Origin of the sequence: Agromyces albus, assembly GCF_030815405.1 — a bacterium.
In the GTDB taxonomy this organism is placed as follows: Bacteria; Actinomycetota; Actinomycetes; order Actinomycetales; family Microbacteriaceae; genus Agromyces; species Agromyces albus_A.
Map to the genome: position 1 here is coordinate 593,510 of NZ_JAUSWX010000001.1, position 26,471 is coordinate 619,980.

Here is a 26,471-nt window from a genome sequence, read left to right on the forward strand (position 1 = left end):
CATCTGCCGGTGGCCGTCCACCTCCATCAGTGCGGCGACCGGAGCTGGTCGCCGGGCCTGAGCGCCGTGTCTGGGGCGCAGCCCAGCTCGCCGGGTTGCAGCAAAATCTCGGGTATGTACAGCACCTCCACCCCGTCGACGCTGCGCTTCACGAGCAGGCAGTCGTCGGCGTCGCCCATCGCGAATCCGATCTCTCCGTCGACGACCGCCGCCTTCGGCTCGAACGCGACCTCGCGCTCGCCGGTCGGCTGCGGCATCCGCTCGGTCACCTCCATGACGATGTCATCAGCAGATGTCGCGGCGGGCGCGTTCTGCAGCACCTCGACGACGACCGCCTCGGTGCCCTCTGGCACGACGTGGATCGCCCGCGTGTCGACGGGCGGTGCAATCGGATGCGCGTCGGCAGGACACTCGATGTCACGCGCGACCGCAGCGTCATCGCTCCAGTCGCCGGGCTCGGTCGCGACGCCCCAGAAGTCGAACTCCGACTCGAAGCAGGCCGTGTAGGGCTCGCCTTCGCCGTACTGCGGGAGGAGCTGCACGGTGGCCAGGAACCGCAACGCCCCGAACGGTTCGCCGTGCACGGCGCCCGGATACGCCTCGTAGCCGATGAGCTGCACGTTCGACCCCTCGATGTCGGCATCGGCCCAGCGCGCGTAGTCGTCGATCGTGTCGGTTCCCCCGCGATGCAGATCGCGCGCGAGGTCGGCCACCGCCGTGCGGGCTGCCGCGTGTGACCTGGCGTCCTCGGGCGAGAGGCCCACGCCGGCACACCCGGCGAGTGCGGCGGCGACGACAAGGGCGGTCGCCGCGGCAACGACGCGAACTGTGCAGACGAGTCGTCCGCCTGATGTGGTGGGGCGCATCATCCGAGCATGGATGACCGCACGCAGCTGAGCAAGACGCCGGCATCCGAGTCTGAATCGTTCGTCTCGCCGTCGGTAACGTGATCGGCATGAGCAGTACAGGCCTCAGCCACGTCACCTTCATCGTGAGTGACCTCGATCGCATGGAGCAGCTGCTCACCGCCGTGCTCGGCGCCGTTCGGGTCTACGACAGCGGCAGCGAGACCTTCTCGCTCTCGAGAGAGCGCTTCTTCCTCATCGGCGAGGGCGACGCCGCGACCTGGGTAGCCATCATGGAGGGCGACGCGGCGCTGCCGCGCACCTACAATCACGTTGCGTTCCAGGTGTTGCGCGAAGACCTGCCGGCACTGCGCGAGACGGTCGCCGGACTCGGTCTCGACATCCGGCCACCCCGTTCTCGCGTCGACGGCGAGGGCGACTCCATGTACTTCTATGACCACGACGGCCACCTGTTCGAGTTGCACGCCGGCTTCCTGCGCGAACGTCTCACGGTGTACTCGGCGATTGCTCCGGGCGGCGACGCCCAGGCCTGAGTCAAGGTCACCTCACGGCCGCCGGCGCGCGAGGAGGGTCGCGTCCTCCACCTCGACCGTCGTCCCGTCGCGGACCACCGTTCGAGGCCGCTCCTCGACTACGAGCGCCTCGAAGTCGGCAGGCAGAGCCGGCAGCAGCTCCTGGGCGAGAAACATCGCGTTGCGATGGCTCGCTGTCAGGTGCGTGAACACTCCCGACGGCGCATGCCCGACCACCAGGAGGTGCCCGCCGGGCGCGACGGCCTCCGATAGCCGGCGGGTCACCTCGACCATTCCGCCGTCGGGCGGATGCAGGAAGTGCGTCGTGACGAGATCGAACGATCGTCCGTCGGCAGCGAACGTGCGCGCGTCGACCTGCCACCAGTCGATGCGATCGGCGACCCCGACCTCGTCGGCGTGCTGAGCCGCGCGGGCGAGACCGTTGGCCGAGAAGTCGGCGCCGGTCACTCGCCATCCCCGCTGGGCCAGCCAGATCACGTCGCCGCCCTCACCGCAGCCGACGTCGAGCGCCGTGCCCGGGGTCAGCGCCGATGCCTCGGCGAGGAGCTGCGGATTCCTATTTCCGCTCCACACCTTCTGCTCGCCCGAGTACCGCTCCTCCCAGCTCGGCGGCTCGAACATCTCTGCCGCTTCAGCCTCGGTGGGCTCGTGTTCGTGTCGACTCATGAGAGGGCTTCCTTTCGCTGTTCCAGAGCGTACGGACCCGATCCACGGATGGCGCATCCGCTTGCCGTTTCGGCAATTCGGCGCGTGAAAGTGCGACGAAGTGCTCCGATCTTCGGAATGGGATATACGCGCGGTATATACTGACGTGTGGAGGGTCCGACATGGTTCGCACGACGGTGTTTCGGAGTAACCGCACTCAGGCAGTGCGCCTGCCGAAAGATGTCGCACTGCCCGATGACGTGAGCGCGGTCGACATCACTGCGGTCGGCAACGCGCGGGTGATCACGCCGGCCGGTGGCGCGGTCGACTACTGGTTCGAGCACGGCACCACCGTCAGCGTCGACTTCTTCGCCGAGCGCGAGCAGCCGTCGCAGGAGCGTCCCGAGCTGTGACGGCGCGATTCCTGCTCGACACGAACATCCTCATCTTCGCGCTCCGCGAGCGCACGCCGACGCTTCGTGAACGACTGACCGAGCACTTCGGTCGCATGGCGGTCTCTGTCATCACCGTCGCCGAACTGCAGTACGGCATCGAGCGGTCGAGCGACCCGGCACGCAATCGCCGTGCGACCGACGAGTTCTTGTCGCTCGTCGAGGTGCAGCCGCTCTCGGCCCCCGCGGCGGAGCATGCGGGTGAGATCAGGGCCGCCCTTGCAGCGGTGGGCCGCCCCATCGGCGCCTATGACGTGCTGATCGCCGGACACGCGCGCGCCGCAGGTCTCACGGTCGTCACCAACAACGTGCGTGAGTTCGACCGCGTTCCCGGCCTCCTCGTCGAGGACTGGAGCGAACCGGTCAACGGCTGACCCATCTGTGTCTGCATCCCGAAGAGGGACTGCGGGTGCCGGTCGAAGTGAGCTACGCTCAGGTCTCAGGGGCAGCGTTCTCTCGAACGAGGGTGTGGTCATGAGGCGCGACATCCGTATCAATGTGCAGCATCGTCGACGACTCGCGATTCTGGGAGGCATCGTTGCTGCAGGGCTCATCCTGACCGGATGCGGCGCCGACGCGTCTCGCCCGCCTGAGGCCCAGCGGTCGCCGACAGCGGCGCCGAGCGCAACCGCCCGGATCGGTGAGGTGGAGTCCGACGGAATTACGGTGGCGTACTCGTGCGTCGGCGACGGCAGCCCAGCTGTCATCCTCGAAGCGGGCAGTGACTCACCCGGCACGCAGGAGTGGCCGCCGGCCTTCGTCGGGCAGATCGCTGAGGTCACCACGGTCTGTACGTACAATCGGCTCGGCACCGGCGGTGGGAGCAGCGAGCCTCCTGATCACCCCCGCACCTTCGACGACCTCATCAGCGTGCTCGACGGAGTGCTCGGCGCCCTCGAGCTCGAACCTCCCTATGTGATCGCGGGCCAGTCGTTCGGGGGCAACATCGCGATCGCGTACGCCGCCGCGCATCCGGATCGGGTCGCGGCTCTCGTGGACCATCGAGGCCTATCGCGACGATCCGGCAGAGATGGCGGCCATGCAAGCCGACGAGGGATTCACCTGGGAGGACAGCCCGGAACACGTGGACCTGGTACCGACTTCCGTTCAGGGGTATTCCTACGCGATGCCGATCGGCGAGTTCCCGGTGCTCATCATCACGGCGACAGAGGACGGTGAGCGGGGCGCGCAGAACCAGGCGCAGTGGCTTGGACTCTCTCCCGACTCCCGGCAGGTCGTGATCGAGGGTCCGCACGACCTGCAGTTCGCAGCACCTGAAGAAGTCGCTGGCGAGATCGTGGACCTGCTCAACAGCCTCGGCGCGAGCTGATTCGTCAGAGCCCGGCCCTCTTCCCGCCGACCGAACGTTCTGCGAAGCTGGGCAGATGCCGGAGTCGCCCGAGGTCGATGCACTCGTCGACGAGCTCGGTGCGCAACTCGCGGGCCGTGCGATCACCGATGTCGACGTCCTCGAGTTCCGCGTCGCGAAGACGCGCGCCCGGCCGCCATCATCGCTCGTCGGCGAACGCGTGACCGGAGCGCTGCGGCACGGCAAGCTCGTCGACATTGTCTTCGGAGAGACCCACCTCGTGGTGTCGCTCGGCCGTCACGGCTGGGCGCGTTGGCGCGATGGCGATAGCGACGATGCGGCCGCCTACGACGCGCCCGTGACCGGAGCCGCCGACGCCGACGCCGGTCCCGCTCCTGCGCTCGTCACCCTCGAGTTCGACAACGGACGCGCGCTGGAGTTCACGGATGCCGGGGGCTGGGTGTCGCTCGGCTTGTCGGTGGTCGACGATCCGGCCGAGGTGGCGGCCGTCGCCAAGCTCGGGCCAGACCCCGCCGACCCTGAGTTCTTGCGTGCTGACTTCGACCAAGCCGTCGTCGGCCGGCGAAAGCAGATCAAGGCCGTGCTGCAGGAGCAGGAGTCGCTCGCCGGCATCGGCAACGCGTACTCCGACGAGATCCTGCATACCGCGAAGATCTCGCCCATCGCGCACGCCGCAGCCCTCACCGAGGCCGAGCTGGATCGCCTCTTCGACACGATGGTCGGCACCATCACGACGGCGATCGCAGCCCGCCGAGGCATCCCGATCGATGAGCTCAAGGCGACGAAGGTCGCGGCCATGCGCGTGCACGGCAGGGCGGGGGAGACCTGCCCGGTCTGCGGCGACACGATCCGTGACTTCTCGTTCGCGAGCACGACCGCCCAGTACTGCCCGACGTGCCAGACGAACGGTGAGCAGCTTCCGTTCCGGGGGTGACGAGAGCGAGCAGCCCGGTTAACGTGACCGGTATGAACGCAATCGACTCCATCACGCTCGAGGTGGCCGACACTGCGGCCGCCGAACGCTTCTACGACGCTGCCTTCGGGCTCGGCGATCTCCTCCGTCTGCGAGCCACGGATGCCCCGACCACGGGCTTCCGCGGCTTCACCCTGGCGCTCATCACGGCGCAGCCTTCGAACGTCAACGGTCTGATCGACGCGGCCGTCGACGCCGGTGCCGAGACGCTGAAGCCGGCCGAGAAGTCGTTGTGGGGCTACGGCGGCGTTGTACAGTCCCCCGACGGCACGGTCTGGCAGGTCGCGTCGTCGTCGAAGAAGGACACCGGCCCGGCCACCCGGCAGATCGACGAGATCGTGCTCCTGCTCGGCGCCGAGGATGTGGGCGCGAGCAAGCGGTTCTACGTCGACCGCGGCTTCACCGTCGGGAAGAGCATCGGCGGCTATGTCGACTTCGCCATGTCGAGCTCGATCGGCCTGAACCTCTACAAGCGGCGCGCGCTGGCCAAGGTCGCCGGCGTCGCTCCCGAGGGCGACGGCTCGCACCGACTGGTCATCAACAGCGGCACCGAGTCGTTCACCGACCCCGAGGGCTTCGTGTGGGCGCCCGCGTGAGGTGAAGCCTCAAGCCACCTGAGACATCGAGTCGACGCGCACGCGGCTGACCGCCTCGGGCGCCGCAGTGAAGCGGCCCATCACCCCGTCGGCGGTGACGTACTGCACACGGATGCCTCGGCCGACGGGCGAGACCTTCGTGACCTCGAACGCGTGGCCGAACGCGTTCACGAGCGTGTCGCCGACCGCCAGCTGACGGGTCTGCCGCAATTCGATGACCTCCATACTGAGAGTCTCTCAACAGCCACCGACATCGATCCGGCCGTCGGGCGACGCAATCGATCAGTATCTGAGAAGCGCCGCCGAGAGCGCCCGAATAGCGTCGTCGGTATGAACAACATCGACTCCATCACCCTCGAGGTGGCCGACACGACGGCCGCCGAACGCTTCTACAACGCCGCCTTCGGGTTGGGCGATCTGCTGCGCATGCGTGCCTCGGATGCCCCGACCACGGGCTTCCGCGGATACACCCTGTCGCTCATCGTGGCGCAGCCCTCCACGGTCAGCACCCTGATCGACTCGGCCGTCGCCGCCGGTGCCACGACGCTCAAGCCGGTCGAGAAGTCCATGTGGGGCTACGGCGGCGTCGTGCAGGGCCCCGACGGCGCGATCTGGAAGGTCGCGACGTCGGCGAAGAAGGACACTGGTCCCGTCACCCGGCAGGTCGACCAGGTCGTGCTCCTGCTGGGCGCAGAGGACGTCGGCGCGAGCAAGCGGTTCTACGTCGAACGCGGCCTCACCGTCGGGAAGAGCTTCGGCAGCTACGTCGACTTCGCCATGTCGTCGAGCCCGGTCAGCCTGGGGCTCTACAAGCGCCGCGCGCTCGCCAAGGACGCCGGCGTCCCTCCCGAGGGCAGTGGGTCGCGCCGACTGCTCATCAACAGCAGCCGCGAGTCGTTCACCGACCCCGACGGCTTCGTGTGGGCGCCCGCCTCGGTGAGCTCGGTGGTCGAGTAGCGCCTCCGTATCGAGACCACCACTGACTGAACACCCGAGTTGGGTGCGTCAGAGAAGGCGGTGAGAATAGTCGGGTGACGACTACGACCGACATCCGACCCGGCGACCTCACCGACGAGCGCGTGGTGCGCCTGCTCACCGACCACCTGACCGACATGTTCGCGACGTCGCCCGCCGAGAGCGTGCACGCGCTCGACGTCTCGGGGCTCGCGGTGCCCGAGGTGACGTTCTGGACGATCACCGAGGGTGACGTCGTCCTCGGCTGCGTCGCCCTGAAGGAGATCGACTCGACCCACGGCGAGCTGAAGTCGATGCGAACGGATGCCGCGGCACGCGGCCGTGGTCTCGGCGCGCGCCTGCTCGAGCACGTGCTCGACGAGGCAGCTCGCCGCGGGTACCGGCGGCTCAACCTCGAGACGGGATCGCAGGAGTTCTTCCGCCCCGCCCGAACCCTCTACGCGAAGTACGGGTTCCGCGAGTGCGGTCCATTCGCCGGCTACGAGCTCGACCCGAATAGCGTCTTCATGACGCTCGAGCTCGAGCCGTAAGTCGGGAGCTCGGCTCGCGCGGCCGAGTGTCCGTAGGGTGGAGCCATGGCCGCCACGATCAGTGATGCTCGCGCCGAACTCGCCGCCCTCTGCGAGCGCGGCCTCGAGTGGTACCCCGGCCTGTCACGAGGGCAGACGGATGCCTCGAGCGCCCGCCCGGCCGCGGTGCTCGTGCTGTTCGGCGTGCTCGATTCCGTGCCGGCCCGAACCAGCCGTGCGGTGGCGCGGGATCTCGATGTGCTGTTGCTCCGCCGCGCGGCGACCCTCGGCAGCCACGCCGGACAGATCGCGTTCCCCGGTGGCCGGCTCGAGGCATCCGATGACGGACCGATCTCGGCCGCGATACGCGAGGCCGGCGAAGAGACCGGCGTCGACCCAGACGGTGTCGAGCCGCTCGGCACGTTGCCCGCGCTTGCGGTTCCTGTGAGCAATCACCTCGTCACGCCCGTGCCGGCGTGGTGGACTCGGCCCTCCGAAGTGGCGGCCGTCGACCACGACGAGTCCGTCGACGTGTTCCGGGTGCCCGTCGCCGACCTGCTCCGCCCGGCGAATCGGGCCAACACGGAGCTCACCTTCGGCACGACGACCTACCGCTCGCCGGCCTTCACCGTCGACGGCCGGGTTGTCTGGGGCATCACCGCCCTGGTGCTCGATCGCATGTTCGACGAGCTCGGCTGGTCGGAGCCGTGGGACCCCGATCGCATCGTCGAGCCCGACGACCTGAGCAGGTGACGCACTGGCCGAGTGAGGTCGCCGCCGCCGAACGCGGTTGCGGCGACTCGTCAGCCGGCCTGCGCGAGGGCTGCGCGAATCTCCTCCTTGATCAGATCGCCGTTGATGGTGGCGCCCGCGACGCTGCCGCTCGCCATCGACACCGGCACGTTCGCCGACGAGCTCACGACGTTCCCGACCGCCCAGAGCCCGGGAACACTGGTCAGACCCGTCGCATCGACGCGCACCCAGGCTCCATCCGGTCCTTCGTCCCGCACCGCACCGAGCCTGACGAGCAGGTCATCGTTCGGACGAACGCCCGAGCGGAAGAAGATCGAGTTGATATCGATCAGCGTGCCGTCCGTGAATCGGATCGCCTGGAGCCCACCGGTGTCGTCGGTCACCACACCAGCGACCGCGCGATCCTCGACGACGATGCCGCGTGCGACGAGTTCACGCCGGATTTCGTCGGGAACATCCTGGCCATCGGTGATGAACGTGACCCGGGGTGACCATTGGCGCAGCAGCTGCGCCTGTTGCGCGCTCATCGGTTCGGTCAGGAGGACCGCGATCCGTTGGTCGCGCACCTCCCAGCCGTCGCAGTACGGACAGACGACCGCACTGGTGCCCCAGTGTTGGGCGAGCCCGGGGATGTCGGGCATCTCGTCGCGGAGTCCGGTGGCCACGAGCATCCGCCGACCGCGATGGCGCCCGCCATCGGAGAGGCTGACGACGAAGCCCTCGTCGCTCTTGACGGCACCGGTCACCTCAGCGGAGCGGACCTCTCCGCCGTAGGAGCGGACCTCGCCGCGCCCCGTCTCGAGGAGCGTCAACGGCGACCAGCCGTCGCGGCCGAGCACACCGTGCATGTGTGCAGCGACACCGTTGCGCGGGGCGCCGGCGTCGAGCACGAGCACTCGGCGTCGCGCGCGCACGAGTGCCAGTGCGGCACTGAGCCCCGCGCTCCCGCCGCCGACGATGATCGCGTCCCATTGTTCGATCTCCATGTGCTCACCTTGACCTGAGGCCGGGACGACCGCAATGGCGTCGTTGTCAGCCAGGGATATCGGTGGCGCACGCAGCCGTGCGGGATGCCGAATCCCAGCACGGTGTAGGCGCCGGCCGCCGTCTCAGTCCGCAGTCTGCCGAGACGTAGACTTCGCGATGTGACTTTGGCCCAGGCGTTCGATCGCATCCGACGGCACCGGTGGGTGCCGATCGCCGCGATCGCAGCATCCGCTCTGCTGCTCGGTGTCGCGACCGCCGGACACGCGGCGGTCATCGACGCCCAAGCGCGCGCCAGTCGCCACGCCGACCTCGATCGCGTCGCTGCGTCGATCGCGTCCACCTTGGAAACCGGGCGGGGCGTCGTGGGGGCGCACTTCACGGCAGCGGTGTGCGTTGCAGAGGCCTCAGCGCAACTGGCTCCCGTCGTCGACGGCGGCGGTCGCTTCACGGCCGCATCGCTCCACGAGGCGTCGGCCGTCGTGCATCGGGCAGCGGTTGCTGCGTTGGTGCCGGCGTACGACCCGGCGCAGCCGAAGCAGGTGCCCGGTGACGCGAACGTCGACGAGCGCGATGCAGCGCTGGTCAAGCTCCGCCGCGCCCAGATGGATGCCGAGGCCGAGGTCGCGGCGCTGGCGTCGAAGGCGCGGCGCACCGAGCAGGAGTGCGCGTTCGCGCGTTCGGCCGTGGCGTCGATCGTCGACGAGGTCACGCGCCGTACCGACGAGCTGATCGCGGCGAACCCGAAGGCCGCCGCGGAAGCGGTCGTGGCCCTCACCGTCGCGCGTGATGCGGTGGTCGCGGCGGAGACGGCCGGCGTCGAGGAGTGGATCGCGGCCGCGGCTGCCCTCGAGGCGTCGCATGCCGCCGCGGTGCTCGCCGAGCAACAGGCCGATGAGATCGCCCGGCAGGCCGCGGAAGCGGCTCAGCGGGAGCCCGAGCAGAATCCGGAGGCTCCGGCGTGGCGGGGGCCGATCCCGCCACCACCGTCGGAGCCGGGGCCGAGAGACGTCGACCCCGGACCCATCTGCACGATGTTCCCAGGGATCGGCGGGTGCTGACAGGCTCCGTAGTTACGGGGCGGTAGGACGACTTCTGTCCGCTCGCCGTCGTAGGTTCGAGCCATGGACGATGAACCGAGAGCGGATGCCGGCGGCGTGACGGGCGAGAAGTACGACGTGAAGCGCGCACACCGCGAGCTCTACTCGCCGTCGGCGGGCGACTTCGCCGTGGTCGAGGTGCCGCCGATGCAGTACCTCGCCATCGACGGACATGGCGATCCGAACACGGGGCAGGACTACGCCGACGCCGTGACGGCCCTGTTCAGCGTGGCCTATGCCCTGAAGTTCCGCAGCAAGCGGGAGCTCGGGCGCGACCTCGTGGTCGCCCCGCTCGAGGGCCTGTGGCGAGCCGATGATCCCGAGGTCTTCATCACCCGCGACAAGAGTGCGTGGAGCTGGACCATGCTCATGTTCCAGCCCGACTGGATCACCGAGGAGCTCGTCGGCGAGGCGATCGCAGCCGACACGAAGGCTCCTCGGCCGGCTCTCGATCGGCTCCGGCTGCAGCGGATACACGAGGGCGCGGCGGTGCAGATCCTGCACCTCGGGTCGTACGACGCTGAGACGGCGACGCTCGAGCGCCTCCACCACGAGTGGATGCCCGCGCACGGCCTCACGTTCAACGGCGATCATCACGAGATCTACCTCAGCGACGCGCGCCGCACCGCACCCGAGAAACTCCGCACGATCCTGCGGCAGCCGGTGCGTCCGGTAGAGGTCGACGCCCCCGAATCGTAGGTCAGTGATCGCCTTCCGGCGGCGCGAGGCGCACGATCGACGCCGCCGTGGGCAGTGCGTCGAGGTCGTGGGTGACGGCGACGACCGCGCTGCCCGCAGCGGTCGCGCACGAGATCGCGTCGGCGACGGCGTCGCGGGCGGATGCGTCGAGCGCCGCCATCGGCTCGTCGAGCAGCAGGAGTCGCGCGTGCTGGGCGAGGCCCTGCGCGATGAGGGCTCGCTGGCGCTGGCCCCCCGACAATTCGGCGACGGGTCGGCGGCGCAGTGCAGCCATGCCGACCGTGTCGAGCGCGTCGGCGACGATCGCGCGGTCGGCCCGGGAGAGTGGGCGCCAGAACCCGGCGTGCTGCCAGCGGCCCATCGCCACGAGCTCGCCGACCGTGATCGGCAGGCGGTCGGGGAGCGCCGTGCGCTGTGGGACGAACGCGATCGATGCGGCATCCGCATGCTCGACGGTGCCCGCGTGCGGTTGCACGAGGCCGGCGAGCACCGAGAGCAGGGTCGACTTGCCGGCACCGTTCGGACCGACGATCGCGGTCACCTCGCCCGGGAGCGCGTCGAGGTCGACACCGCGCAGCACTGGTCGGCCGCCGAGATCGACGTGCACGCCGATGGCCCGGACGGCAGGCGATGCGGGGGCATGGGCGGGGTGATCTGAACGGGAGGAGGCAATGGGCGCAACAGGCACGGACGTCACTATAGCGAATGATAATCGTTCTCAATTAATGCTACGGTGACTCCTCGTGACCCTGCTCCTCGACCCGTTCGCCACGGCATTCATGCTGCGCGCGCTCGCCGGCGGCGTCCTCGTCGCCGTCATGTGCGCGATCGTCGGCACCTGGGTCGTGGCACGCGGCATGGCGTTCCTCGGCGAGGCGATGGCGCATGGCGTGCTGCCCGGCGTGGCGGTCGCGTCGCTCATCGGAGCGCCCACGCTCGTCGGCGCCGCCGTGAGCGCCGCGCTCATGTCGGTCGGCGTGAGCGTCGTGCAGCGCCGCTGGCGGCTCTCCGCCGACACGAGCATCGGCCTGCTCTTCGTCGCGAGCCTCGCACTCGGCGTCGTCATCATCTCGGGGTCGCGTACCTTCGCGACGGATGCCACGGCGATCCTCTTCGGCGACATCCTCGCTGTACGACCCGAACAGCTCGCCGCACTCGCCGTCGCCACGATCGTCACCGCGCTCGCGGCGCTCGCGTGGCATCGCGCGTTCGTGGCCCTCGCCGTCGACTCCAGGCAGGCCCAGCTGCTCGGCCTTCGACCGCGCCTCGCTCACTCGTTGCTCGTCGGGCTCGTGGCGCTCGCCGTGATCTCGGCGTACCAGGCCGTCGGATCGCTCCTCGTCGTCGGCATGCTGCTCGGGCCGGCCGTCGCCGCCGGACGCTGGACCCATCGCATCCCCACCACCATGGCCCTCGGCGCGGCCATCGGTGCGGTGAGTGTCTGGATCGGCCTCCTGATCTCCTGGTACGCGGGCACCGCGGCCGGCGCAACCGTCGCCCTCACCGCCGTCGCCTCGGCGGCCGTCTCTGCGGGGATCCGCGCCGTCGTCGATGCCGTGCGGGCGACCGGCGCGACCGCAAGCCGCGCGACCGCCGCCGCCTCTGCTTGACCTCCCAGCACCACCGGAAAGGATCCCGTGTTCTCTCGCACCACCCTGCCGTCGATCACGGCCATCGCCCTGGCGTTCACGCTCACCGCGTGTGCCGGTGCCGACGACTCGTCGGATGCCGCCGGCGACGACTCCGCACTCGGCGACGGCCACGGCTCCATCGCCGGAGCCCAGGAGCTGCCCGAGCCGCAACTGCACCTGCTCACCCTCGACGAGACCGGCGCCCTGTCGCACCTCGACCTGCTCGACGAGTCCGTCGACGAGCTCGGCACGGTCGACGGCGTCGCCGACGTCGCGACCGAGGGCCGGTACGCCTACCTCGTGCGCCCCGACGCGGGAGCTGTCACCGTCGTCGACAGCGGCGTGTGGACGTGGAGCCACGTCGACCACTTCCACTACTACCGTGGCGAGGCATCCGTGCTCGGCGACGTCGAGGGCAGCGGCCGCGCGACCGTCGCCGCGAACGACTTCGGCGCGGGGCTCTTCTTCGCCGAGACGGGTGAGGCCGTCGTGCTCGACGCCGCGACGCTCGCTGACGCCAGTCTCGACGAGCGCGTGCGCGTCTCGGTCGAGCCGCACGACGGGTTCATCGTGCCCGTGGGCAGCAGCGCGCTCGTGACCGAGCCCGGCGCCGACGGCTCGCCCGCGAGCGTGCGGGTCGTCGACGGCGAGGGTGGGCTGGCCGAGGCGGTCGAGTGCGCGAATGCCGCGGGCACGATCGCGACCGTCGTCGGAGTGGTCGTCGGATGCCGCGACGGCGCACTCCTCGCGACGATCGGCGACTCCGGGGTGGCCGAGATCGAGCGCATCCCGTATCCCGCCGGCGCCGGCGCGCCGCCTGCGACGGAGTTCCGGGCCAGGGAGGGCCGGCCGACGGTCGCCGCCGTTGCCGGGGCATCCGGAATCTGGCTGCTCGACACGCGCAAGCGCAGTTGGGCACTCATCGACGCCGGCACGCCCATCGTCCAGGCCAGCGCCGTCGACGACACCGACGAGCACGTGCTCGCCCTCGCCGCCGACGGGCGCATGCTCGTGCTCTCGGGTGCCACGGGAGAGCTGCTCGCCGCGACCGAGCCGATCGTCGCCGCCTCGGCTGCTGACCCTGAGCTCGTCACGGGCATCGAACTGATCGCCGACCAGCACCGTGCCTACCTCAACGGCCCCGCCGAGCGGCAGCTGTTCGAGATCGACTTCGCGGACGCCGCGCGCATCGCCCGCACCTTCGACACGGCGGCCGAGCCGCGCTTCACCGTGGAGACGGGCCGATGAGGCGGGCAGCGACGGCGTTCGCCGCTCTCCTCGCGACCACGGGGCTTCTCACGGGGTGTGCACCCTCGGCCGCGGCCGACCGCCCGCTCGTCGTCGTCACGACGAACATCCTCGGCGATGTCGTCGGCGAGCTCGTCGGCGACGAGGCCGAGGTCCTCGTGCTCATGCCGCCCGGCGCCGACCCGCACTCGTTCGAGATCTCCGCGCAGACCGCCGCACGACTCCGCGACGCGGAGCTCATCGTCGCCAACGGACTCGGCCTCGAGGAGGGACTCGCCGGTCACGTCGAGTCGGCCGAGGCCGACGGCGTGCCGGTGTTCCTCGCCGGCGACCACCTCGAGGTGCTCGCGTACGCCGAGGGCGACGCCGCGGGCACGCCCGACTCGCACTTCTGGACCGACCCGGCCCGCATGGTCGATGTCGTGACGGCGCTCCGCGACGAACTCCCGCTCGAGCTCGCCGATTCCGCGACCGTCGACGTCGACCGCATCACGGCGAACACCGAGGCCTACCTCGCCGAACTCGGCGAGCTCGACCGCGAGATGTCGGCGACGTTCGCCGCCATCCCCGAAGCGCGCCGGGCGCTCGTCACCAACCACCACGTGTTCGGCTACCTCGCCGACCGGTTCGGGTTCCGCGTCATCGGCGCGGTCATCCCGAGCGGCACGACCCTCGCCGCGCCGAGCGCGAGCGACTTGCGCGAGCTCGTCGCCGCGATCGACGAGGCGGCCGTGCCGGCCATCTTCGCCGAGTCCTCTCAGCCCGATCGCCTCGTGCAGGTGCTCGCCGAGGAGGCCGACCGCGACATCGACGTCGTCGAGCTCGTCACCGAGTCGCTCACGCCTTCGGGCGGCGACGCCGAGACGTACCTCGACATGATGCGCGTCAACACCGCGCGCATCGCCACCGGGCTCTCCACGTGAGGCCCACGACCCTGGAAAGGGAACCCATGAAGGTCGCACATCGCGGCGCGCTCGTCGCGTCGCTCGCCGTGGCGGCGCTCGCGCTCACCGGCTGCGCCACAGCGGCATCCGGAGGCGAAGCGGCATCCGCCGACGACTCCACCGCATCGACCGAGGCCGCCTCGCGCGTCGCTGTCGCCTACGAGGGCGGCGTGTACGTGCTCGACGGCACGACGCTCGAGGTCGTCGGCGAGTTCGACTCTGAGGAGTTCACTCGCCTCAGCGCGGCCGGCGATGGTCGCCATCTCTTCCTCACGACGTCGCAGGGCTTCCAGCTGCTCGACGCGGGCACGTGGTCGGATGCCTCGGGCGAGGCGCACACCGCCGAGCCCGAGCTCACCGACCTCCTCCTCGAGGCGGGCGCCGCCGGTCACGTCGTGCGGCATGGCGGACGCACCGTACTCTACGACGACGCGACGAGTGACACCACGATCTTCGACACTGCCGAGCTGCTCGAGGTCGGCGGCGCGCTGCCCGAGGCCGAGATCGTGCCCGGCACCGAGGCGCACCACGGGGTCTCGATCGTGCTCGAGGACGGCACGCTGCTCACGACCGTCGGCAATGCTGACGGCCGCACCGGCATCAGCGTGCTCGACGAAGACGGCCATGAGGTCGCGTCGAGTGCCGAGTGCCCCGGCGTGCACGGCGAAGGCACCCTGAAGGGCGAGGTCGTCGTCTTCGGTTGCGAGGACGGCGTGCTCGTCTACGACGACGGCGAGATCGTGAAGCTCGACTCGCCCGACGAGTTCGGCCGCATCGGCAACGCCTACGTGTCGGAGACGAGCCCGATCATGGTCGCGGACTACAAGGACGACCCCGACGCCGAGGGCTACCTGCTCCACGCCGTGGCGCTCGTCGACTCCGAGGCCCGCACGCTCGACGTCGTGCGACTGCCCGAGGGCGTCGAGTACACGTGGCGCGGCATCGCCCGCGGTCCGAACGACGAGGCGCTCATCCTCTCGGCCGACGGCGCCGTGCACGTGCTCGATCCCGAGACCGGCGAGATCACCGACTCGTGGGATGTCGTCGCGCCGTGGGAGAGCCCCGCGGAGTGGCAGCAGCCGCACCCCGCGATCGTCGTCGACGGCGACGTCGCGTACGTCACCGAGCCGGCGGCGAACGCGATCCACGTGCTCGATCTGACGACGGGCGAGATCATCACCACGGCCGAGCTCGAGCACACGCCGAATGAGATCGCCGTCGCCACCGGCGCGCCGGCCGAGTAGTCGTGGCGGCGCCGAACGACGCGCCGCGAAGCAGCGCCCGGTCCTCGAACGAGGGCCGGGCGTTCGACGTCTTCAGGTCACGGCGGTGCAGGTGCTTTATGGGGCGTTGCCGGTGTCGCCGTGCCCGAGCGGCAGCCGAATCGACGAGTGCAGGTACGCGGCGGCGATCAGGCCGTAGCAGCTGAGTGCGATGACGGCCGGCCAGAGGTCACCGGTCTCGGCGAGAGCCCCTGCGCCGACGGTGACGAGCACGTACGCCTGCGTGCCCGCATTGAGCAGGAAGATCGCCGCGAGCACATAGCCCATCAGGGGGAGCGCCGTCATCCGCCACCAGACCCGCGGTGCTTCGACGGACTCATCCTCACCGCGGAACCAGCGCGTACCGGCCGCGACGACGATCACCCAGGCCAGCGAGGCCGCCACGAGTCCGCTCGGCGGCCTGAACAGTACGTTCGCGGTGAGCCCGACGAGAATCACTGACGTGACGGCCGCGGCGACGTACACGGCCTTCGCTACAGTCCTCGTGATGCGGATGCGTGGCATCGATGACTCCGTTCTCATGCGCTTCGAGAATGCCATGCGATCACGCCGGCGCGGTTCCGCTTCGGACGCGCGTTGCGGCAAGGTGGAGTCATCGTTCGACGAATGGAGAGCTCAGTGACGGCGGATGCCTCGACGACACCGATCGTGCTCGTGCACGGCTGGGCCGGCTCGGCCGAGGCGTGGGATCCGATCGTGTCTCGACTTCGGGCGAAAGCCCGTGGTCCGGTCGTGGCAGTGCGGCTTCCCGGCTCGCCCGGAGCGCCCGACGGCGGCACCGCCACGATCCCGGGTGCGGCGTCGATGCTCGCCGAGACACTCCGCGCGCAGGTCGGTCCGGTGTTGCTCGTCGGGCATTCGATGGGGGCTCAGGTGACGCTGCTCGCGCATGCGATGGAGTCGGAGTCGGTGCTCGGCGAGGTCGTGATCGACCCGGCGTACGGCGCCTCGGACACCGATCACTCGGGGATGGTGGAGTGGGCCTCGCTCATCGAGACGCAGGGCCATGCCGCCGTCTACGACTTCTTCGCGTCGGCGGCCCCGACCCTGCCGCCCGCCACTGGGGATCTGCTGCTGGCCGATCTCAGTGCCACCCACCCTGCCGTCATCGCGCGGTACCTGCGGTCGGAGTACCTGGACTCCGAGGCAATCGGATTCCTGGCTGCCACGCAGCGCGCCGCGGCGCTGCGGACCAAGCCGGTGCTCGCGATCCACTCCACCGAGTTGGGCGCATCGCGCGAGCGCATGCTCCCCGCGCCGCCCGGATCGCGCGTCGAGACGTGGAGCGGGCACGGACACTTCCTGCACCTCGAGGCGCCCGATCGATTCGTCGACACCGTCGACGCGTGGCACCGCTCGCTCACCACGGTGGTCGAGTAGCGCCGCGCGCACCGCGACGCGTATCGAGACCACGTGCGGCGCCCTGTCGCCTATCGTGGCCTGATGGACACGTGGGCGGAGTTCTCGGTGATCATGGGTGGCGCGGCGGCCGCCCTGGTCGGGCTGCTCTTCGTCGCGGTGTCGATTCGAGCCGATTTCGTCTCTCGGTCGGGGGCGGTGCGGTCACGCCTGGCCCAGACCCTCACGATCTTTCTGGGCCTGCTGGCGTCGTCGATCCTGCTTGCCGTGCCCAACCCTGCCCGGTGGATGCTCGGCGTTGAGCTCTTCGCCGTCTCGATGCTGATGACGACCGCCCATGTGATTCTCAACCGCAGGGCCCAGAGCGGCGCTGATCGCAGACGTCTGGGACCGATTCTGGACCGTGTCAACCCGAATATCACGACGGCTGTGCTGATCGGGCTCTGCGGGCTCGTCCTCGTGTTCGGCCTCGAAGCTGGGTTGTTCCTGCTTGCTGCGGCAGCCCTCGTCGGCTTCGTCGGCGGTGCGGTCAGCGCGTGGCTGGTCTTGGTGCTGCCGGAGGACTAGGTGTTTCCCATCGCCGACGAATCCGAAGATGGGCAGCGCAGCGACAGTGGGTGCTGGCAGCATGGTCGGATGCGACGCATTGGAGCGATCTTCCAGCCCGAGTTCCCGCCCGAGCGGCTGCGGCCGGTGGTCGAAGCAGCAGAGGAGGCGGGCGTCCCCGAGCTGTGGCTCTGGGAAGACTGCTTCCAGCAGTCCGCCTTCGGCACCGTCGCCGCGGCGCTGGCATGGAGCGAGCGGTTGAAGGTGGGAATCGGCGTCGCGCCGATGCCGCTGCGCAATGTCGCCGTCACCGCCATGGAGATCGCCTCGATCGCGCGGCTGTTCCCCGACCGGCTCCTGCCCGGCGTCGGGCACGGCGTGCAGCGATGGATGGCGCAGACCGGCAGTCGAGTGGCCTCACCGCTCACCCTCATGCGCGAGTACGTTCCGGCGCTGCGTCAGCTGCTCGCCGGCGAAGAGGTCACGACGAGCGGCCGGTACGTCTCCCTCAAGGGCGTTCGACTCGATTGGCCACCCGCAGCAGTGCCGTTGGTGCACGCTGCGGGTGAAGGGCCCAAGACGCTGCGTCTCACCGGTGAGACCGCCGATGCCACCATTCTCGTCGGCGGCACTTCGGTGGCCCGCGTTGCGGAGGCCGTGTCGATGATCGCCGACGGGCGCGCGGCCGCTGGCCGCGATGGGCGCAACGAGGTGGTGGCCTACGTGATCGCGGGCTTCGGTGGCCGCGAGGCGCGCGAACGCGTGAACGGCGAGCTCGCGCGCTCGAACGTGCTCGACGATGGACCACGCGCGGCGGTCGGCGACGCCTCCGATGTCGCCGAAGTCGCGGAGCAGTACTTCGCAGCCGGCGCCGATGCCGTCGTGCTGCAGTCGACTTCAGACGAACCCGACCTCGAGGGCTTCATGCGCCACGTCGGCGACGTCTCGCGGCAGCTGGCGCCGTCGGTGGCGTAGACGAGGAGGCAGAGATGGCGGTCTCGTATGTCGTCACGGGCGGACTCGGGGGAGTGGGCCGCGCGATCGTCGATCGCCTCGCCGAGACCGGGCACGTCGTGATCATCGACACCGGCACGGCGACGCACCTCCCCGATCGCGTGCAGCTCGTGTCAGGAAGCGCGGCTGATCCCGATGTCGCTGCCGAGGCCGCTCGCCGAGCGGAAGACGCGGGCGAACTCGTCGGATGGGTCAACAACGCCGCGATCTTCCGCGACGCCGGTCTGCTGAACACCGACGCCCGCGACATCCTCGAACTCATCACCGCCAATCTCGCGATGGCGGTCACCGGATGCCACGCCGCCGTTCGTCATTTCGCCGAGCATGGCCGTAACGGGGCGATCGTGAACGTCTCGTCGCATCAAGCGCAGCGGCCGGTGCGCGGAGCGCTGCCCTACGCCACCGCGAAGGCCGCGATCGAGGGACTCTCGAGGGCCGTCGCCGTCGACCACGGTCCGGCCGGCATCCGCGCCAATGTCGTCGCGCTCGGCTCGATCGCCACCGAGCGCTACGAGGCACTCCGCGCGGCACACCCCGAGGTCGACGGCCAGATGGCGTCGCTGCATCCGATCGGACGCGTGGGCAGCGTGCGTGAGGTCGCCGACGTGGTCGCGTTCCTGCTCTCCACCGCCGCCGGATTCGTGAACGGCGCCGTCATCCCGGTCGACGGCGGACGCTCGGTGCTCGGTCCCGACCCCGAGGCGATTTTCTGACTGTATGCACCCCGGCGAATATTCCTGACGGAGAGTCGGTGTTGCGCCTTAGGCTGGCGATCATGGCCGTCATCTTTCCCGCCATCGTGCTCGCCGCCATGGTGTTCGCGCTCGTCGACATCATCATGCGAGACGACGGGCAGGTGAAACATTTGCCGAAGTTCGGCTGGGTGATCCTCGTCGTCCTGCTCCCACTCATCGGCACACTGCTGTGGTTCACCATCGGGCGGGAGTACTCCGGCGCATCTCCGTTCGAGGCCTTCGGCTCCGTTCGCCAATCACGTGCCGAGACGCGTATCCCGCTGCCGAGCACCGACACCAGCTCGACCGAGCAGCAGCTCGCCGACCTCGATCGTGAGATCGAGTACTACCGTCGGCGTGCCGAGCTCGAGCGACTCAAGCGCGAAGCCGACGGCGAACCGACCGCCTGATCGACGGGCCCCGACTCAGGCGCGCACGGTGAGGCGCACGTCGACCACGTCTCCCACGTCGAGTGATTCGGCCTTCCGAACCCACGTCTTCACCGGAACGATGTACCCGCCGTTCTTCGGCCATAGCGAGGTCTGCCATGCGCTGTCTCCGATGCGCGCCGCGACGGGAACCACTCCCCACCCGTAGGTGACCATCGCGGAGATCGACTCGAGCAGCTCCGACTCCTCGTCGGGCACGGTGACGAAGTGCCAGGGCGCCGGACCTCTCCAGAACCACAGCTCGCCGCTGAACGCCAGTTCCATCCGCTCAGGATACGGCGGCGGCCCCGCGCCGTCACGCCGATGCGCGTCAGCGACAGAGACCGCCACCGTGTGCTCGACGACGGCCCCCGGAGTGAACACCCGGAGGCCGTCGAAGTGTGCTCGAACTACTCGTTCAGGGTGGCGAGCTCGGTCGCCGGGTCGGCACCGTCGGCGATGTTCTGCAGCACGATTCCCAAGTCGTTCTCCAGCGAGTCACGACCGGGCGCGAGCAGCTTGCGGGCATACTCGCTCGCCTGCAGTGACTCGGTCGTCAGGTCGACGCTCTGCTTCGCGAGCTCGCTCTCGCCGTCGCCGAGCTCGACCGTGACGCCTTCGGCCACAGGGAACCCCTGCAGCGTGTTCACCCACAGCTGCTGGCCGGCGCCGACAGCGAGGAACTCCACGAACTTGGCTGCCGCCTCCTGCTTCTCGGGGCTCGAGTCGGCGCTGATCGCGAGCGCGAAGTCGACTCCGGATGTCACGCCGGCGTCCTGTTCGCCGACCGTGGGGAACACCGCAAAACCGATCTCATCAGCTTCGACCGCGCTGCCCGGCACTTCGGGACTCGTCGACAGGGCGGCTCCGACGTGCCACGAGCCGGTCGGGAAGAATACGCTCTTACGGGCCAGGAAGTAGTCGTCTCGCGCATTCGGGTACGTTGCGACGGTGGTCGCGGCGTCTTGGAAGACGCCGTCGGTGAAGAGCGATTGCCACCGCTCTGCTGCCGCGACGAGACTCGCCGAGTCCCATGGGATCTCACCGCCGGCGGCCCGATAGATGTCGCCGCCCTCGCCGAACTGGTTGCTCAGCCAGACGAAGAAGTCCGCGTCGTGCCAGGTGTCGGCTGCACCCATGGCGAAGGGCGAGTAGCCCGCCGCGCTAGCTGCCTTGCTCACCGCGACGAGCTCGTCGTAGTTCGTGGGCAGCGCGAGCCCGAGCTCATCCAGCAGGGTCTTGTTGTAGAGGTAGTACTCCATGCCACCGAGCAGGATGGGCACGGCGGCGACCACGTCGTCGGAGTTGGTGGTCTGTTCGAGCGCAGCACCGTTCACCTTGTCGATCCAGTCGCTCGCGTATTCGTCGGTATCGAGCGCGAACTCGGAGTAGTCGTCGAATGAGGCACCGACCTGAATGCCGTAGAGGTCGGGCACCTCGCCGGCCAGGATGGCGTTGTCGAGGTTGGTGCGGTAGGCGTCGTAATCCTCATCCCGGTCGAACTTGATGCTGATTCCGGGGTTCTCCGCTTCGAACGCGGCGATGATGTCGGGCCACTGGTCCTGTGTGGGCAGCCACGTCTGGAACGTCAGTTCGACGGTGCCGTCCGAGCTCTCGGGCTCGGCGGCGCAGCCGGTCAGCACGAGGCCTCCGGCGACCGCGAGGGTGACGCCGGCGAGCAGCGTCCTTGCATGCTTTGTTGTCGTGAACACAGTCATCCTTCTTCTCTTTGGGGGGTCGGGTTGAATGAGGTCGCCTCGTAGGCTCGCAGGCGCGAGGCGAGGAGGGTCATCCGCTGGGAGGATCTGGTCGTACGCATCGGTACGACCAGACCCCGGCCCGCGGCGTGCACCGCGACCTGGTCGGCCATCACCGTCGTACGCACGCTGAAGCGCCGCTCGGCGAGCGGCGCGTGCATGAGCTGATCGGGCTCGCCATCGCGCACACGGATGACGCGGAGTCCTGACGCATCCACCTCGACGAGCAGGTGGTTTCGCTCGTCGAGCCATGCGGGGCTGAACCGGATCCGGCCGCGAGCGCTGCTCATCAGTTCGAAGTCGTGAGTGGTGACCGTACCTGCACGGTCGTCGAGGGCGACGAGTTCGAGTTCTCCGCCGAGCGCGGGAAGACCGTCGAGCGTCACGTCGACCTGGCGGCTGGCGGCGTAGATCCGTGGCAGCAGCGCAAGGCTCTCGCCCCACAGCTCGAGGTGGTGCGTGAGGCTGAAACCTGAGAAGCGCGCGGCCGTCTGATGGGCGGTGAGCCCGAACGAGGCAGGGCCTTCGGGTGCGCGGAAGGTGAGCACGTCGATACCGTCGAGCTGCACCGTTACGCGGTCGAAGAGCCGCTGCACGCCGACCAGGTGGAACTTGGTGAGGTCGAAGCGGGGAAGCGACGCACTGGCAAGCGGCACTCCGACGTTGCCGCGCACGTGCCTGGCGGTGATGCTCGCCAGACCGGCGTCGAGGAGCACTTCGACGAACTCGTTCCGGTCGAGGTAGATGGGGACGATGCCCACGCGTGCGCCGGCGTGGTCGAGAACGGCCGCGAGGTCCACTTCCGCCCGGTATGACTCGAATCGCAAGGCGGTCACGGCGAGGGAACGTGGCTGATCGGCGGAGGTGGTCGTGGCGCGATCGCCGCTCGCCCACGTGCCGTCGAGCATGACCCAGTCATCGCCGAGTCGTGCGTCGTCGAAGGCGTCGCGCAGATCGGGAAGGGCGGGCGCATCCTGAGGTTCGGATGAGGGGGCGTTGGTGTCGAGAGTGTCGCCGTCGATGAAGAGCGGGTCGATACGCAGGAGTCGCTGCTCCACGCCAGGGATGAGCTCCTCGTCGGCCTCCCGGCCGTGGTACATGATCCACGGGTCGATCAGGTTCGGAGCGACGATGATCGAGTTGTGTCCGGTGCCCTCGACGCGATCGTTGCGCCGGATCAGAGCGTGGTAGTCGTGGTCGCTCGGGTACTTCGACCACACGAGATCGTGAATCGAGGCATCCGCGGTGGCACGTCCGTAACCGACGAAGTAGTTCTCGCGCACGTACGCGTTGCCCGAGTACGTGAGGTACGCGCGGTCTCGGTGGCGCAGGTATGTGGCGCCCTCAACCGTGTGCCAGTCCCGCCCGTCACCGAATCGGTCTACCGCATACACCTCCTCGGGCAGCGTCGGCAGGATCACCGGCCTCGGCTCTCCGGCGAGCGTCACCGCGTCGACCATCCGATCGACGAGGATCGACGTCCCGGCATCGCCGGAATTGAGGCCCGTGACGTCGTTCGTCGAGTAGAACATGTGGAGCTGACCGTCGATGTCGCGAACCACCTGGGGATCGATCGCGAACTTGTCGAAGAACGTCGCGACGTACTGGTAAGGGCCCAGCGGATCATCGCTGACCGCGACCATGAGCCGCTCGTCGTGCGGGTCCTCCGAGTCCTCTGGCACGCTCGAGACGTAGAGATGGAAGGTCCCGTCGTCGTAGAAGACGCACGGTGCCCAGAAGTTGCGACGTCCCGGCAGTTGGAGCGCGTGGCCGTGGTGCTCCCACGTCACGAGGTCATCGCTGCGGCTCACGTTCACACCGTGCTCGTCCGTGGAGTAGCAGTAGTAGCGCCCGCGGTGCTTGAAACCGAATGGGTCGGGATTGGTACGACGGATGCCGTCGGCGTAGCTGAGTGGGTTCCGGTAGGAGCGCGCGTCGAGCCGGGGAAGCTCGTACTGGCGCATGGGAAGGGTCATCGTCGCCTCAACTCTTGACGGCGCCGGCGGTGACGCCGGCCTGCAGGAACCGCTGGCTCGCCAGGTAGACGAGGATCGACGGCACGGTCATGAGGATGAGGCCTGCGTAGAGCTGGGAGATCTGCTCTTGGCTCATCCGGTCGAATTCGAGCAGCGAGATCGCCTGGGTGACGGGGAACCGCTCCGGGCTGCTGAGCAGCAGGGTCGGAAGCAGGTACTCGTTCCATGAATAGACGAACGAGAGCACGCCGATGTTCGCGAGGCTCGAGCCGCTGAGCGGCATCAGGATCCTCCAGAAGGTCCCGAACGAGTTCGACCCGTCGAGTTTGGCCGCTTCGAGCAACTCGTCGGGGAGCGAATCGAAGTGGTTCTTCATGATCATGAGCATGATCATCACGTTGAACGCGACGAGCGGGACGATGACCCCGGAGTAGCTGTCGCGCAGTCCGAGGTTGTTGACAGTGAAGAACAGAGGCGTGACGACTGACGCCACCGGTACCGCGAGGCACGCGAGCAGCACGTAGTAGATCGCCGTACGGCCCGGGAACTGCAGCTTCGAGAACGCGTACCCGCCGAGCGAGGCGATGAGCACGATCACGATCGCAGATGCTCCCGCCATCAGGAAGCTGTTGCCGACCGCCCCCCAATAGCTGAACGTCGGATGGGTGAGCACCACGGCGTAGTTCTCCCAGCCCCCGACGCTCACCGACTTGTAGACCGCGAGGCCGATCGGATACAGCCAGATCGCTGCAAGGCAGGTCAGCGTCGTGTACATCGCAATGCGCGGTCCCACGCGTTTCGTCCCATTCATCGGATGCTCCGTTCACGGTTCGATGCCCGGATCTGGAGCATCGCCAGGGCGAACGCGAGCACGAGGATCACGACGCCGATCGCGGAGGCATAGCCGGCCTCGCGGTCGGCGCGTGACTGGACGAGGAAGGTGTTCAGGAACTGCGTCGAGACACCGGGCCCGCCGCCGGTGGTGAGCCAGACGATGTCGAACGTCTTGAGTGATCCGACGATGCCGAGAATCACCAGCACGCTGGTGGTGCCTCGCAGCGAGGGGATCGTGATGCTGACGAGGCGGCGCCACCAGCCCGCCCCGTCGATCATCGCGGCCTCGTAGAGCTCGTCGGGAATGGACATCAGGCCGGCGTAATAGGTCATCATCGAGAACCCCATCCACTGGAAGACGTTGATGAGGATGATCGACCAGATGCCGAGGTCCTTGCCGAGCCATTGGATCACCGTGTCGGGGCCGATCAGTCCCAGCGCGCGAAGCGATTCGTTGAGCGTTCCGTAGTTCGCCTCGAGCATGTACTTGAACACCGTGGCGATGATTGCGGGCGCCATCGCGATGGGTAGGAAGAAGATCGCCTTGTAGACATTGCTGCCGGGAAGACGTTCCTTCGCCATGACGGCGATCAGCAGACCGAGGACGGCCTGGATGACGATGGTCGCGACCATGAACACCAGGTTGTTGCGCAGTGCGATCCAGAAGGTCGGGTCCTCGATGAGAGCGGCGTAGTTGGCGACACCGACGAAGTCCATCCGGGTCAGGCCGTTCCAATCGGTCAGGCTCGCGTAGGCAGAGAAACCGATGCAGTAGTAGATGAGCGCGCCGGCCAGGACCACGATCGGGAGGATGTAGAAATACGGGCTACCCCGTCGCAATATCGAGTTCAACCCGGCCTCTCTCTTCCCAGTGCCCCGCCAGGGTGATGTCAACGCTGGCGGACTCGGGAGGGAGCCGCAGGGGGATCGTTCAACGTTGAATGACGGATGATCGAGCAAGATGCTATCCCATAGTTCAACGTTGAACAAGATGCCTCGAAACGCTATGCTGCGAAAGCCCCACGGGTCGGACTTCTGCTCGGAATGTGGACTTTCGGCGACAAGAGGAGCTCGAATGGCGGGCGTGACCCTGCGCGACGTGGCACTGGCCGTTGGCGTGAGTGCGAAGACCGTTTCGAACGTCGTCAACGAGACGGGATGGGTCAGCGATGAGGTTCGCACCCGCGTCAAGGAGGCGATTCGCGAACTCGGCTACCGGCCCAATTTCGCAGCCCGGCAGCTCCGGCATGGGCGTACCGGTCTTCTCGCGCTCGCCGTGCCCGACCTTCGCGAGCCGTACTTCGCGGAGCTCGCCGCCTCCTTCGTCGGCACCGCGCAGAAGCACGGTCGGACGGTGCTCATCAACCACACCGGCGGCGACCGCGACGTCGAGCGTGGGTTGATCGAGGGCGAGGGGCTCCCATCCATCGACGCACTCGTGTTGAGCCCACTGGGCCTCACGGACGAGGACCTCGGGGCACGACGGAGCAAAGCGCCGCTCGTGCTGCTCGGCGAGCAGGCCGACGTGCTCCTCGACGAGAGCATCGTGCATCTCGGCATGCCCAACGTCACCGCATCGCGGGCCGCGGTGGAGCATCTCATCGCCCAGGGGCGTCGCCGGGTCGCGGCGATCGGTATTCAGAGTTCCGGTGCCAACGCTTCATCGACACTTCGTGTGCTCGGCTATCGCGAGGCGCTGGTGCATGCCGGCATCGCCGTCGATCCGGCGCTCCTGCGCGAGGTCGGCCACTTCTCCCGGGCCGAGGGCACTCGATCTGTGGAGGAGATGCTTGCGGAGCGGGTCGAGGTCGACGCGCTGTTCTGTTTCAACGACTCCCTGGCCTTCGGGGCACTTCACGCCCTCGCCGTGAATGGGATCACGGTGCCCGACGACGTAGCCGTGGTCGGTTTCGATGACATCGATGAGGGCCGATACACCGTCCCGACACTGACGACCGTCGGACCGGGCCCGGAAGTCATCGCCGACCGGGTCTTCGAGCTCATCACCCGCCTCGGGGAGCAACCGATCGGCCGCCATGTGCTCCCTCACGAGCTCGTGATACGTGAGAGCGCTTGACCGCGACGATCAAGACGATGGTCGGCGACAGGACTTCGGGGGCCTGGGTGCCCGCGCGTTCGAGCTGCTCCGCGGCGCGATGAGCGGTGAGGTGGTGCGGCGCACGTCGTCGGCGCTTCCCGAGCTCGTCATCCGCGAGAGCTCTGCTGCGCCGCGCCCGCTCCCCGAGTCCTGAGCGGCATACGCGATTCGGACCGCATCCCGCTGCTCTCGCAATTTCCCTCT

The 26,471-nt window shown here is 68.6% G+C and carries 33 protein-coding genes and 1 pseudogene; 23 read left to right on the forward strand and 11 right to left on the reverse strand.

Annotation, left to right across the window (positions count from 1 at the left end; all coding sequences use genetic code 11):
• Nucleotides 1–26: 26 nt before the first annotated feature.
• Entirely contained in the window at nt 27–866 is an 840-nt protein-coding gene (locus tag QFZ29_RS02715) for a hypothetical protein (protein ID WP_306892714.1), read from the reverse strand.
• Between the two features lie 89 nt (nt 867–955).
• Here QFZ29_RS02715 and fosX point away from each other — a divergent pair, with 89 nt between their 5' ends.
• Nucleotides 956–1,399, forward strand: coding sequence for a FosX/FosE/FosI family fosfomycin resistance hydrolase (gene fosX, locus QFZ29_RS02720; protein ID WP_306892715.1), 444 nt, complete (start codon nt 956–958; stop codon nt 1,397–1,399).
• 12 nt (nt 1,400–1,411) lie between these two features.
• Here fosX and QFZ29_RS02725 read toward each other — a convergent pair whose 3' ends face one another.
• Nucleotides 1,412–2,065, reverse strand: a complete 654-nt coding sequence (locus tag QFZ29_RS02725) for a class I SAM-dependent methyltransferase (RefSeq protein WP_306892716.1) — start codon at nt 2,063–2,065, stop codon at nt 1,412–1,414.
• 161 nt (nt 2,066–2,226) lie between these two features.
• On the opposite strand from QFZ29_RS02725, the gene vapB reads away from it, so the two are divergent.
• The 6 genes and pseudogenes from vapB to QFZ29_RS02750 all read left to right on the forward strand — a co-directional run bounded on the left by vapB (nt 2,227) and on the right by QFZ29_RS02750 (nt 5,395).
• Nucleotides 2,227–2,457: a type II toxin-antitoxin system VapB family antitoxin gene (gene vapB / locus QFZ29_RS02730; protein ID WP_306892717.1), complete on the forward strand. Its 231-nt coding sequence runs from the start codon at nt 2,227–2,229 to the stop codon at nt 2,455–2,457.
• Nucleotides 2,454–2,870 (forward strand): type II toxin-antitoxin system tRNA(fMet)-specific endonuclease VapC, encoded by a 417-nt coding sequence (vapC, locus tag QFZ29_RS02735; RefSeq protein WP_306892718.1) that lies wholly within the window; start codon nt 2,454–2,456, stop codon nt 2,868–2,870. The genes vapB and vapC overlap by 4 nt, the downstream gene beginning before the upstream one ends.
• Nucleotides 2,871–2,970: 100 nt before the next feature.
• Nucleotides 2,971–3,480 (forward strand): annotated as a pseudogene (locus tag QFZ29_RS20360) (alpha/beta fold hydrolase); the annotation flags it as partial.
• A 46-nt stretch (nt 3,481–3,526) separates the two neighbouring features.
• The gene (locus QFZ29_RS02740; protein ID WP_306892719.1) at nt 3,527–3,826 is read left to right on the forward strand and encodes an alpha/beta fold hydrolase; all 300 of its coding nucleotides are present in this window, start codon (nt 3,527–3,529) and stop codon (nt 3,824–3,826) included.
• A 55-nt stretch (nt 3,827–3,881) separates the two neighbouring features.
• Entirely contained in the window at nt 3,882–4,760 is an 879-nt protein-coding gene (locus QFZ29_RS02745) for a DNA-formamidopyrimidine glycosylase family protein (RefSeq protein ID WP_306892720.1), read from the forward strand.
• A gap of 32 nt (nt 4,761–4,792) precedes the next feature.
• A complete protein-coding gene (locus tag QFZ29_RS02750; RefSeq protein WP_306892721.1) occupies nt 4,793–5,395 on the forward strand; it encodes a glyoxalase in 603 nt (200 codons plus the stop codon).
• A 9-nt stretch (nt 5,396–5,404) separates the two neighbouring features.
• Here the strand turns inward: QFZ29_RS02750 and QFZ29_RS02755 are convergent, their stop codons facing one another.
• On the reverse strand, nt 5,405–5,620 hold the full coding sequence (locus QFZ29_RS02755; RefSeq protein WP_306892722.1) for a hypothetical protein: 216 nt from the start codon (nt 5,618–5,620) through the stop codon (nt 5,405–5,407).
• Between the two features lie 105 nt (nt 5,621–5,725).
• On the opposite strand from QFZ29_RS02755, the gene QFZ29_RS02760 reads away from it, so the two are divergent.
• The 3 genes from QFZ29_RS02760 to QFZ29_RS02770 all read left to right on the forward strand — a co-directional run bounded on the left by QFZ29_RS02760 (nt 5,726) and on the right by QFZ29_RS02770 (nt 7,632).
• Nucleotides 5,726–6,352, forward strand: coding sequence for a glyoxalase (locus QFZ29_RS02760; RefSeq protein WP_306892723.1), 627 nt, complete (start codon nt 5,726–5,728; stop codon nt 6,350–6,352).
• 74 nt (nt 6,353–6,426) lie between these two features.
• On the forward strand, nt 6,427–6,900 hold the full coding sequence (locus QFZ29_RS02765) for a GNAT family N-acetyltransferase (RefSeq protein ID WP_306892724.1): 474 nt from the start codon (nt 6,427–6,429) through the stop codon (nt 6,898–6,900).
• Between the two features lie 45 nt (nt 6,901–6,945).
• Nucleotides 6,946–7,632, forward strand: coding sequence for an NUDIX hydrolase (locus QFZ29_RS02770; protein ID WP_306892725.1), 687 nt, complete (start codon nt 6,946–6,948; stop codon nt 7,630–7,632).
• Nucleotides 7,633–7,682: 50 nt separating this feature from the next.
• On the opposite strand, the gene QFZ29_RS02775 is transcribed toward QFZ29_RS02770, so the two are convergent.
• Complete coding sequence (locus QFZ29_RS02775; protein ID WP_306892726.1) at nt 7,683–8,618, reverse strand: NAD(P)/FAD-dependent oxidoreductase; 936 nt, start codon at nt 8,616–8,618, stop codon at nt 7,683–7,685.
• Nucleotides 8,619–8,777: 159 nt separating this feature from the next.
• On the opposite strand from QFZ29_RS02775, the gene QFZ29_RS02780 reads away from it, so the two are divergent.
• Entirely contained in the window at nt 8,778–9,677 is a 900-nt protein-coding gene (locus tag QFZ29_RS02780) for a hypothetical protein (protein ID WP_306892727.1), read from the forward strand.
• Between the two features lie 63 nt (nt 9,678–9,740).
• Complete coding sequence (locus tag QFZ29_RS02785) at nt 9,741–10,415, forward strand: GyrI-like domain-containing protein (RefSeq protein WP_306892728.1); 675 nt, start codon at nt 9,741–9,743, stop codon at nt 10,413–10,415.
• 1 nt (nt 10,416) lies between these two features.
• Here QFZ29_RS02785 and aztA read toward each other — a convergent pair whose 3' ends face one another.
• On the reverse strand, nt 10,417–11,103 hold the full coding sequence (gene aztA, locus QFZ29_RS02790) for a zinc ABC transporter ATP-binding protein AztA (protein WP_306892729.1): 687 nt from the start codon (nt 11,101–11,103) through the stop codon (nt 10,417–10,419).
• Between the two features lie 55 nt (nt 11,104–11,158).
• Here aztA and aztB point away from each other — a divergent pair, with 55 nt between their 5' ends.
• The 4 genes from aztB to aztD are packed head-to-tail and all read left to right on the forward strand — an operon-like array spanning nt 11,159 to nt 15,482.
• Nucleotides 11,159–12,025 carry a zinc ABC transporter permease AztB gene (aztB, locus tag QFZ29_RS02795; protein ID WP_306892730.1) on the forward strand — a complete coding sequence of 289 codons (867 nt, stop codon included), beginning with the start codon at nt 11,159–11,161 and terminating at the stop codon, nt 12,023–12,025.
• Nucleotides 12,026–12,052: 27 nt separating this feature from the next.
• Nucleotides 12,053–13,294 carry an ABC transporter gene (locus tag QFZ29_RS02800; protein WP_306892731.1) on the forward strand — a complete coding sequence of 414 codons (1,242 nt, stop codon included), beginning with the start codon at nt 12,053–12,055 and terminating at the stop codon, nt 13,292–13,294.
• The gene (gene aztC, locus QFZ29_RS02805) at nt 13,291–14,217 is read left to right on the forward strand and encodes a zinc ABC transporter substrate-binding protein AztC (RefSeq protein ID WP_306892732.1); all 927 of its coding nucleotides are present in this window, start codon (nt 13,291–13,293) and stop codon (nt 14,215–14,217) included. The genes QFZ29_RS02800 and aztC overlap by 4 nt, the downstream gene beginning before the upstream one ends.
• 26 nt (nt 14,218–14,243) lie before the next feature.
• Nucleotides 14,244–15,482 carry a zinc metallochaperone AztD gene (gene aztD, locus QFZ29_RS02810; RefSeq protein WP_306892733.1) on the forward strand — a complete coding sequence of 413 codons (1,239 nt, stop codon included), beginning with the start codon at nt 14,244–14,246 and terminating at the stop codon, nt 15,480–15,482.
• A gap of 96 nt (nt 15,483–15,578) precedes the next feature.
• On the opposite strand, the gene QFZ29_RS02815 is transcribed toward aztD, so the two are convergent.
• Complete coding sequence (locus QFZ29_RS02815; RefSeq protein ID WP_306892734.1) at nt 15,579–16,025, reverse strand: hypothetical protein; 447 nt, start codon at nt 16,023–16,025, stop codon at nt 15,579–15,581.
• Between the two features lie 102 nt (nt 16,026–16,127).
• Here QFZ29_RS02815 and QFZ29_RS02820 point away from each other — a divergent pair, with 102 nt between their 5' ends.
• The 5 genes from QFZ29_RS02820 (at nt 16,128) to QFZ29_RS02840 (ending at nt 19,584) form a co-directional block, all read left to right on the forward strand.
• A complete protein-coding gene (locus QFZ29_RS02820) occupies nt 16,128–16,901 on the forward strand; it encodes an alpha/beta fold hydrolase (RefSeq protein ID WP_306892735.1) in 774 nt (257 codons plus the stop codon).
• Nucleotides 16,902–16,964: 63 nt separating this feature from the next.
• On the forward strand, nt 16,965–17,447 hold the full coding sequence (locus tag QFZ29_RS02825) for a hypothetical protein (RefSeq protein ID WP_306892736.1): 483 nt from the start codon (nt 16,965–16,967) through the stop codon (nt 17,445–17,447).
• Nucleotides 17,448–17,516: 69 nt separating this feature from the next.
• Complete coding sequence (locus QFZ29_RS02830; RefSeq protein WP_306892737.1) at nt 17,517–18,401, forward strand: LLM class flavin-dependent oxidoreductase; 885 nt, start codon at nt 17,517–17,519, stop codon at nt 18,399–18,401.
• 14 nt (nt 18,402–18,415) lie between these two features.
• The gene (locus QFZ29_RS02835; RefSeq protein ID WP_306892738.1) at nt 18,416–19,153 is read left to right on the forward strand and encodes an SDR family NAD(P)-dependent oxidoreductase; all 738 of its coding nucleotides are present in this window, start codon (nt 18,416–18,418) and stop codon (nt 19,151–19,153) included.
• Nucleotides 19,154–19,215: 62 nt separating this feature from the next.
• Complete coding sequence (locus tag QFZ29_RS02840) at nt 19,216–19,584, forward strand: PLD nuclease N-terminal domain-containing protein (protein ID WP_306892739.1); 369 nt, start codon at nt 19,216–19,218, stop codon at nt 19,582–19,584.
• Between the two features lie 15 nt (nt 19,585–19,599).
• Here the strand turns inward: QFZ29_RS02840 and QFZ29_RS02845 are convergent, their stop codons facing one another.
• From QFZ29_RS02845 to QFZ29_RS02865, 5 genes are all read right to left on the reverse strand, one after another.
• On the reverse strand, nt 19,600–19,887 hold the full coding sequence (locus QFZ29_RS02845; protein WP_306892740.1) for a DUF1905 domain-containing protein: 288 nt from the start codon (nt 19,885–19,887) through the stop codon (nt 19,600–19,602).
• A gap of 125 nt (nt 19,888–20,012) precedes the next feature.
• Nucleotides 20,013–21,314, reverse strand: coding sequence for an ABC transporter substrate-binding protein (locus QFZ29_RS02850; protein ID WP_306892741.1), 1,302 nt, complete (start codon nt 21,312–21,314; stop codon nt 20,013–20,015).
• A gap of 2 nt (nt 21,315–21,316) precedes the next feature.
• Nucleotides 21,317–23,335, reverse strand: coding sequence for a glycoside hydrolase family 43 protein (locus QFZ29_RS02855; RefSeq protein WP_306892742.1), 2,019 nt, complete (start codon nt 23,333–23,335; stop codon nt 21,317–21,319).
• A gap of 7 nt (nt 23,336–23,342) precedes the next feature.
• Entirely contained in the window at nt 23,343–24,146 is an 804-nt protein-coding gene (locus tag QFZ29_RS02860) for a carbohydrate ABC transporter permease (protein WP_306892743.1), read from the reverse strand.
• Nucleotides 24,143–24,970: a carbohydrate ABC transporter permease gene (locus QFZ29_RS02865; protein WP_306892744.1), complete on the reverse strand. Its 828-nt coding sequence runs from the start codon at nt 24,968–24,970 to the stop codon at nt 24,143–24,145. The genes QFZ29_RS02860 and QFZ29_RS02865 overlap by 4 nt, the downstream gene beginning before the upstream one ends.
• Before the next feature lie 274 nt (nt 24,971–25,244).
• Between QFZ29_RS02865 and QFZ29_RS02870 the strand changes: the two genes are divergently transcribed.
• Complete coding sequence (locus tag QFZ29_RS02870) at nt 25,245–26,246, forward strand: LacI family DNA-binding transcriptional regulator (protein WP_306892745.1); 1,002 nt, start codon at nt 25,245–25,247, stop codon at nt 26,244–26,246.
• On the forward strand, nt 26,233–26,421 hold the full coding sequence (locus QFZ29_RS02875; protein ID WP_306892746.1) for a hypothetical protein: 189 nt from the start codon (nt 26,233–26,235) through the stop codon (nt 26,419–26,421). Before QFZ29_RS02870 ends, QFZ29_RS02875 begins: the two co-directional genes overlap by 14 nt.
• Nucleotides 26,422–26,471: the final 50 nt, after the last annotated feature.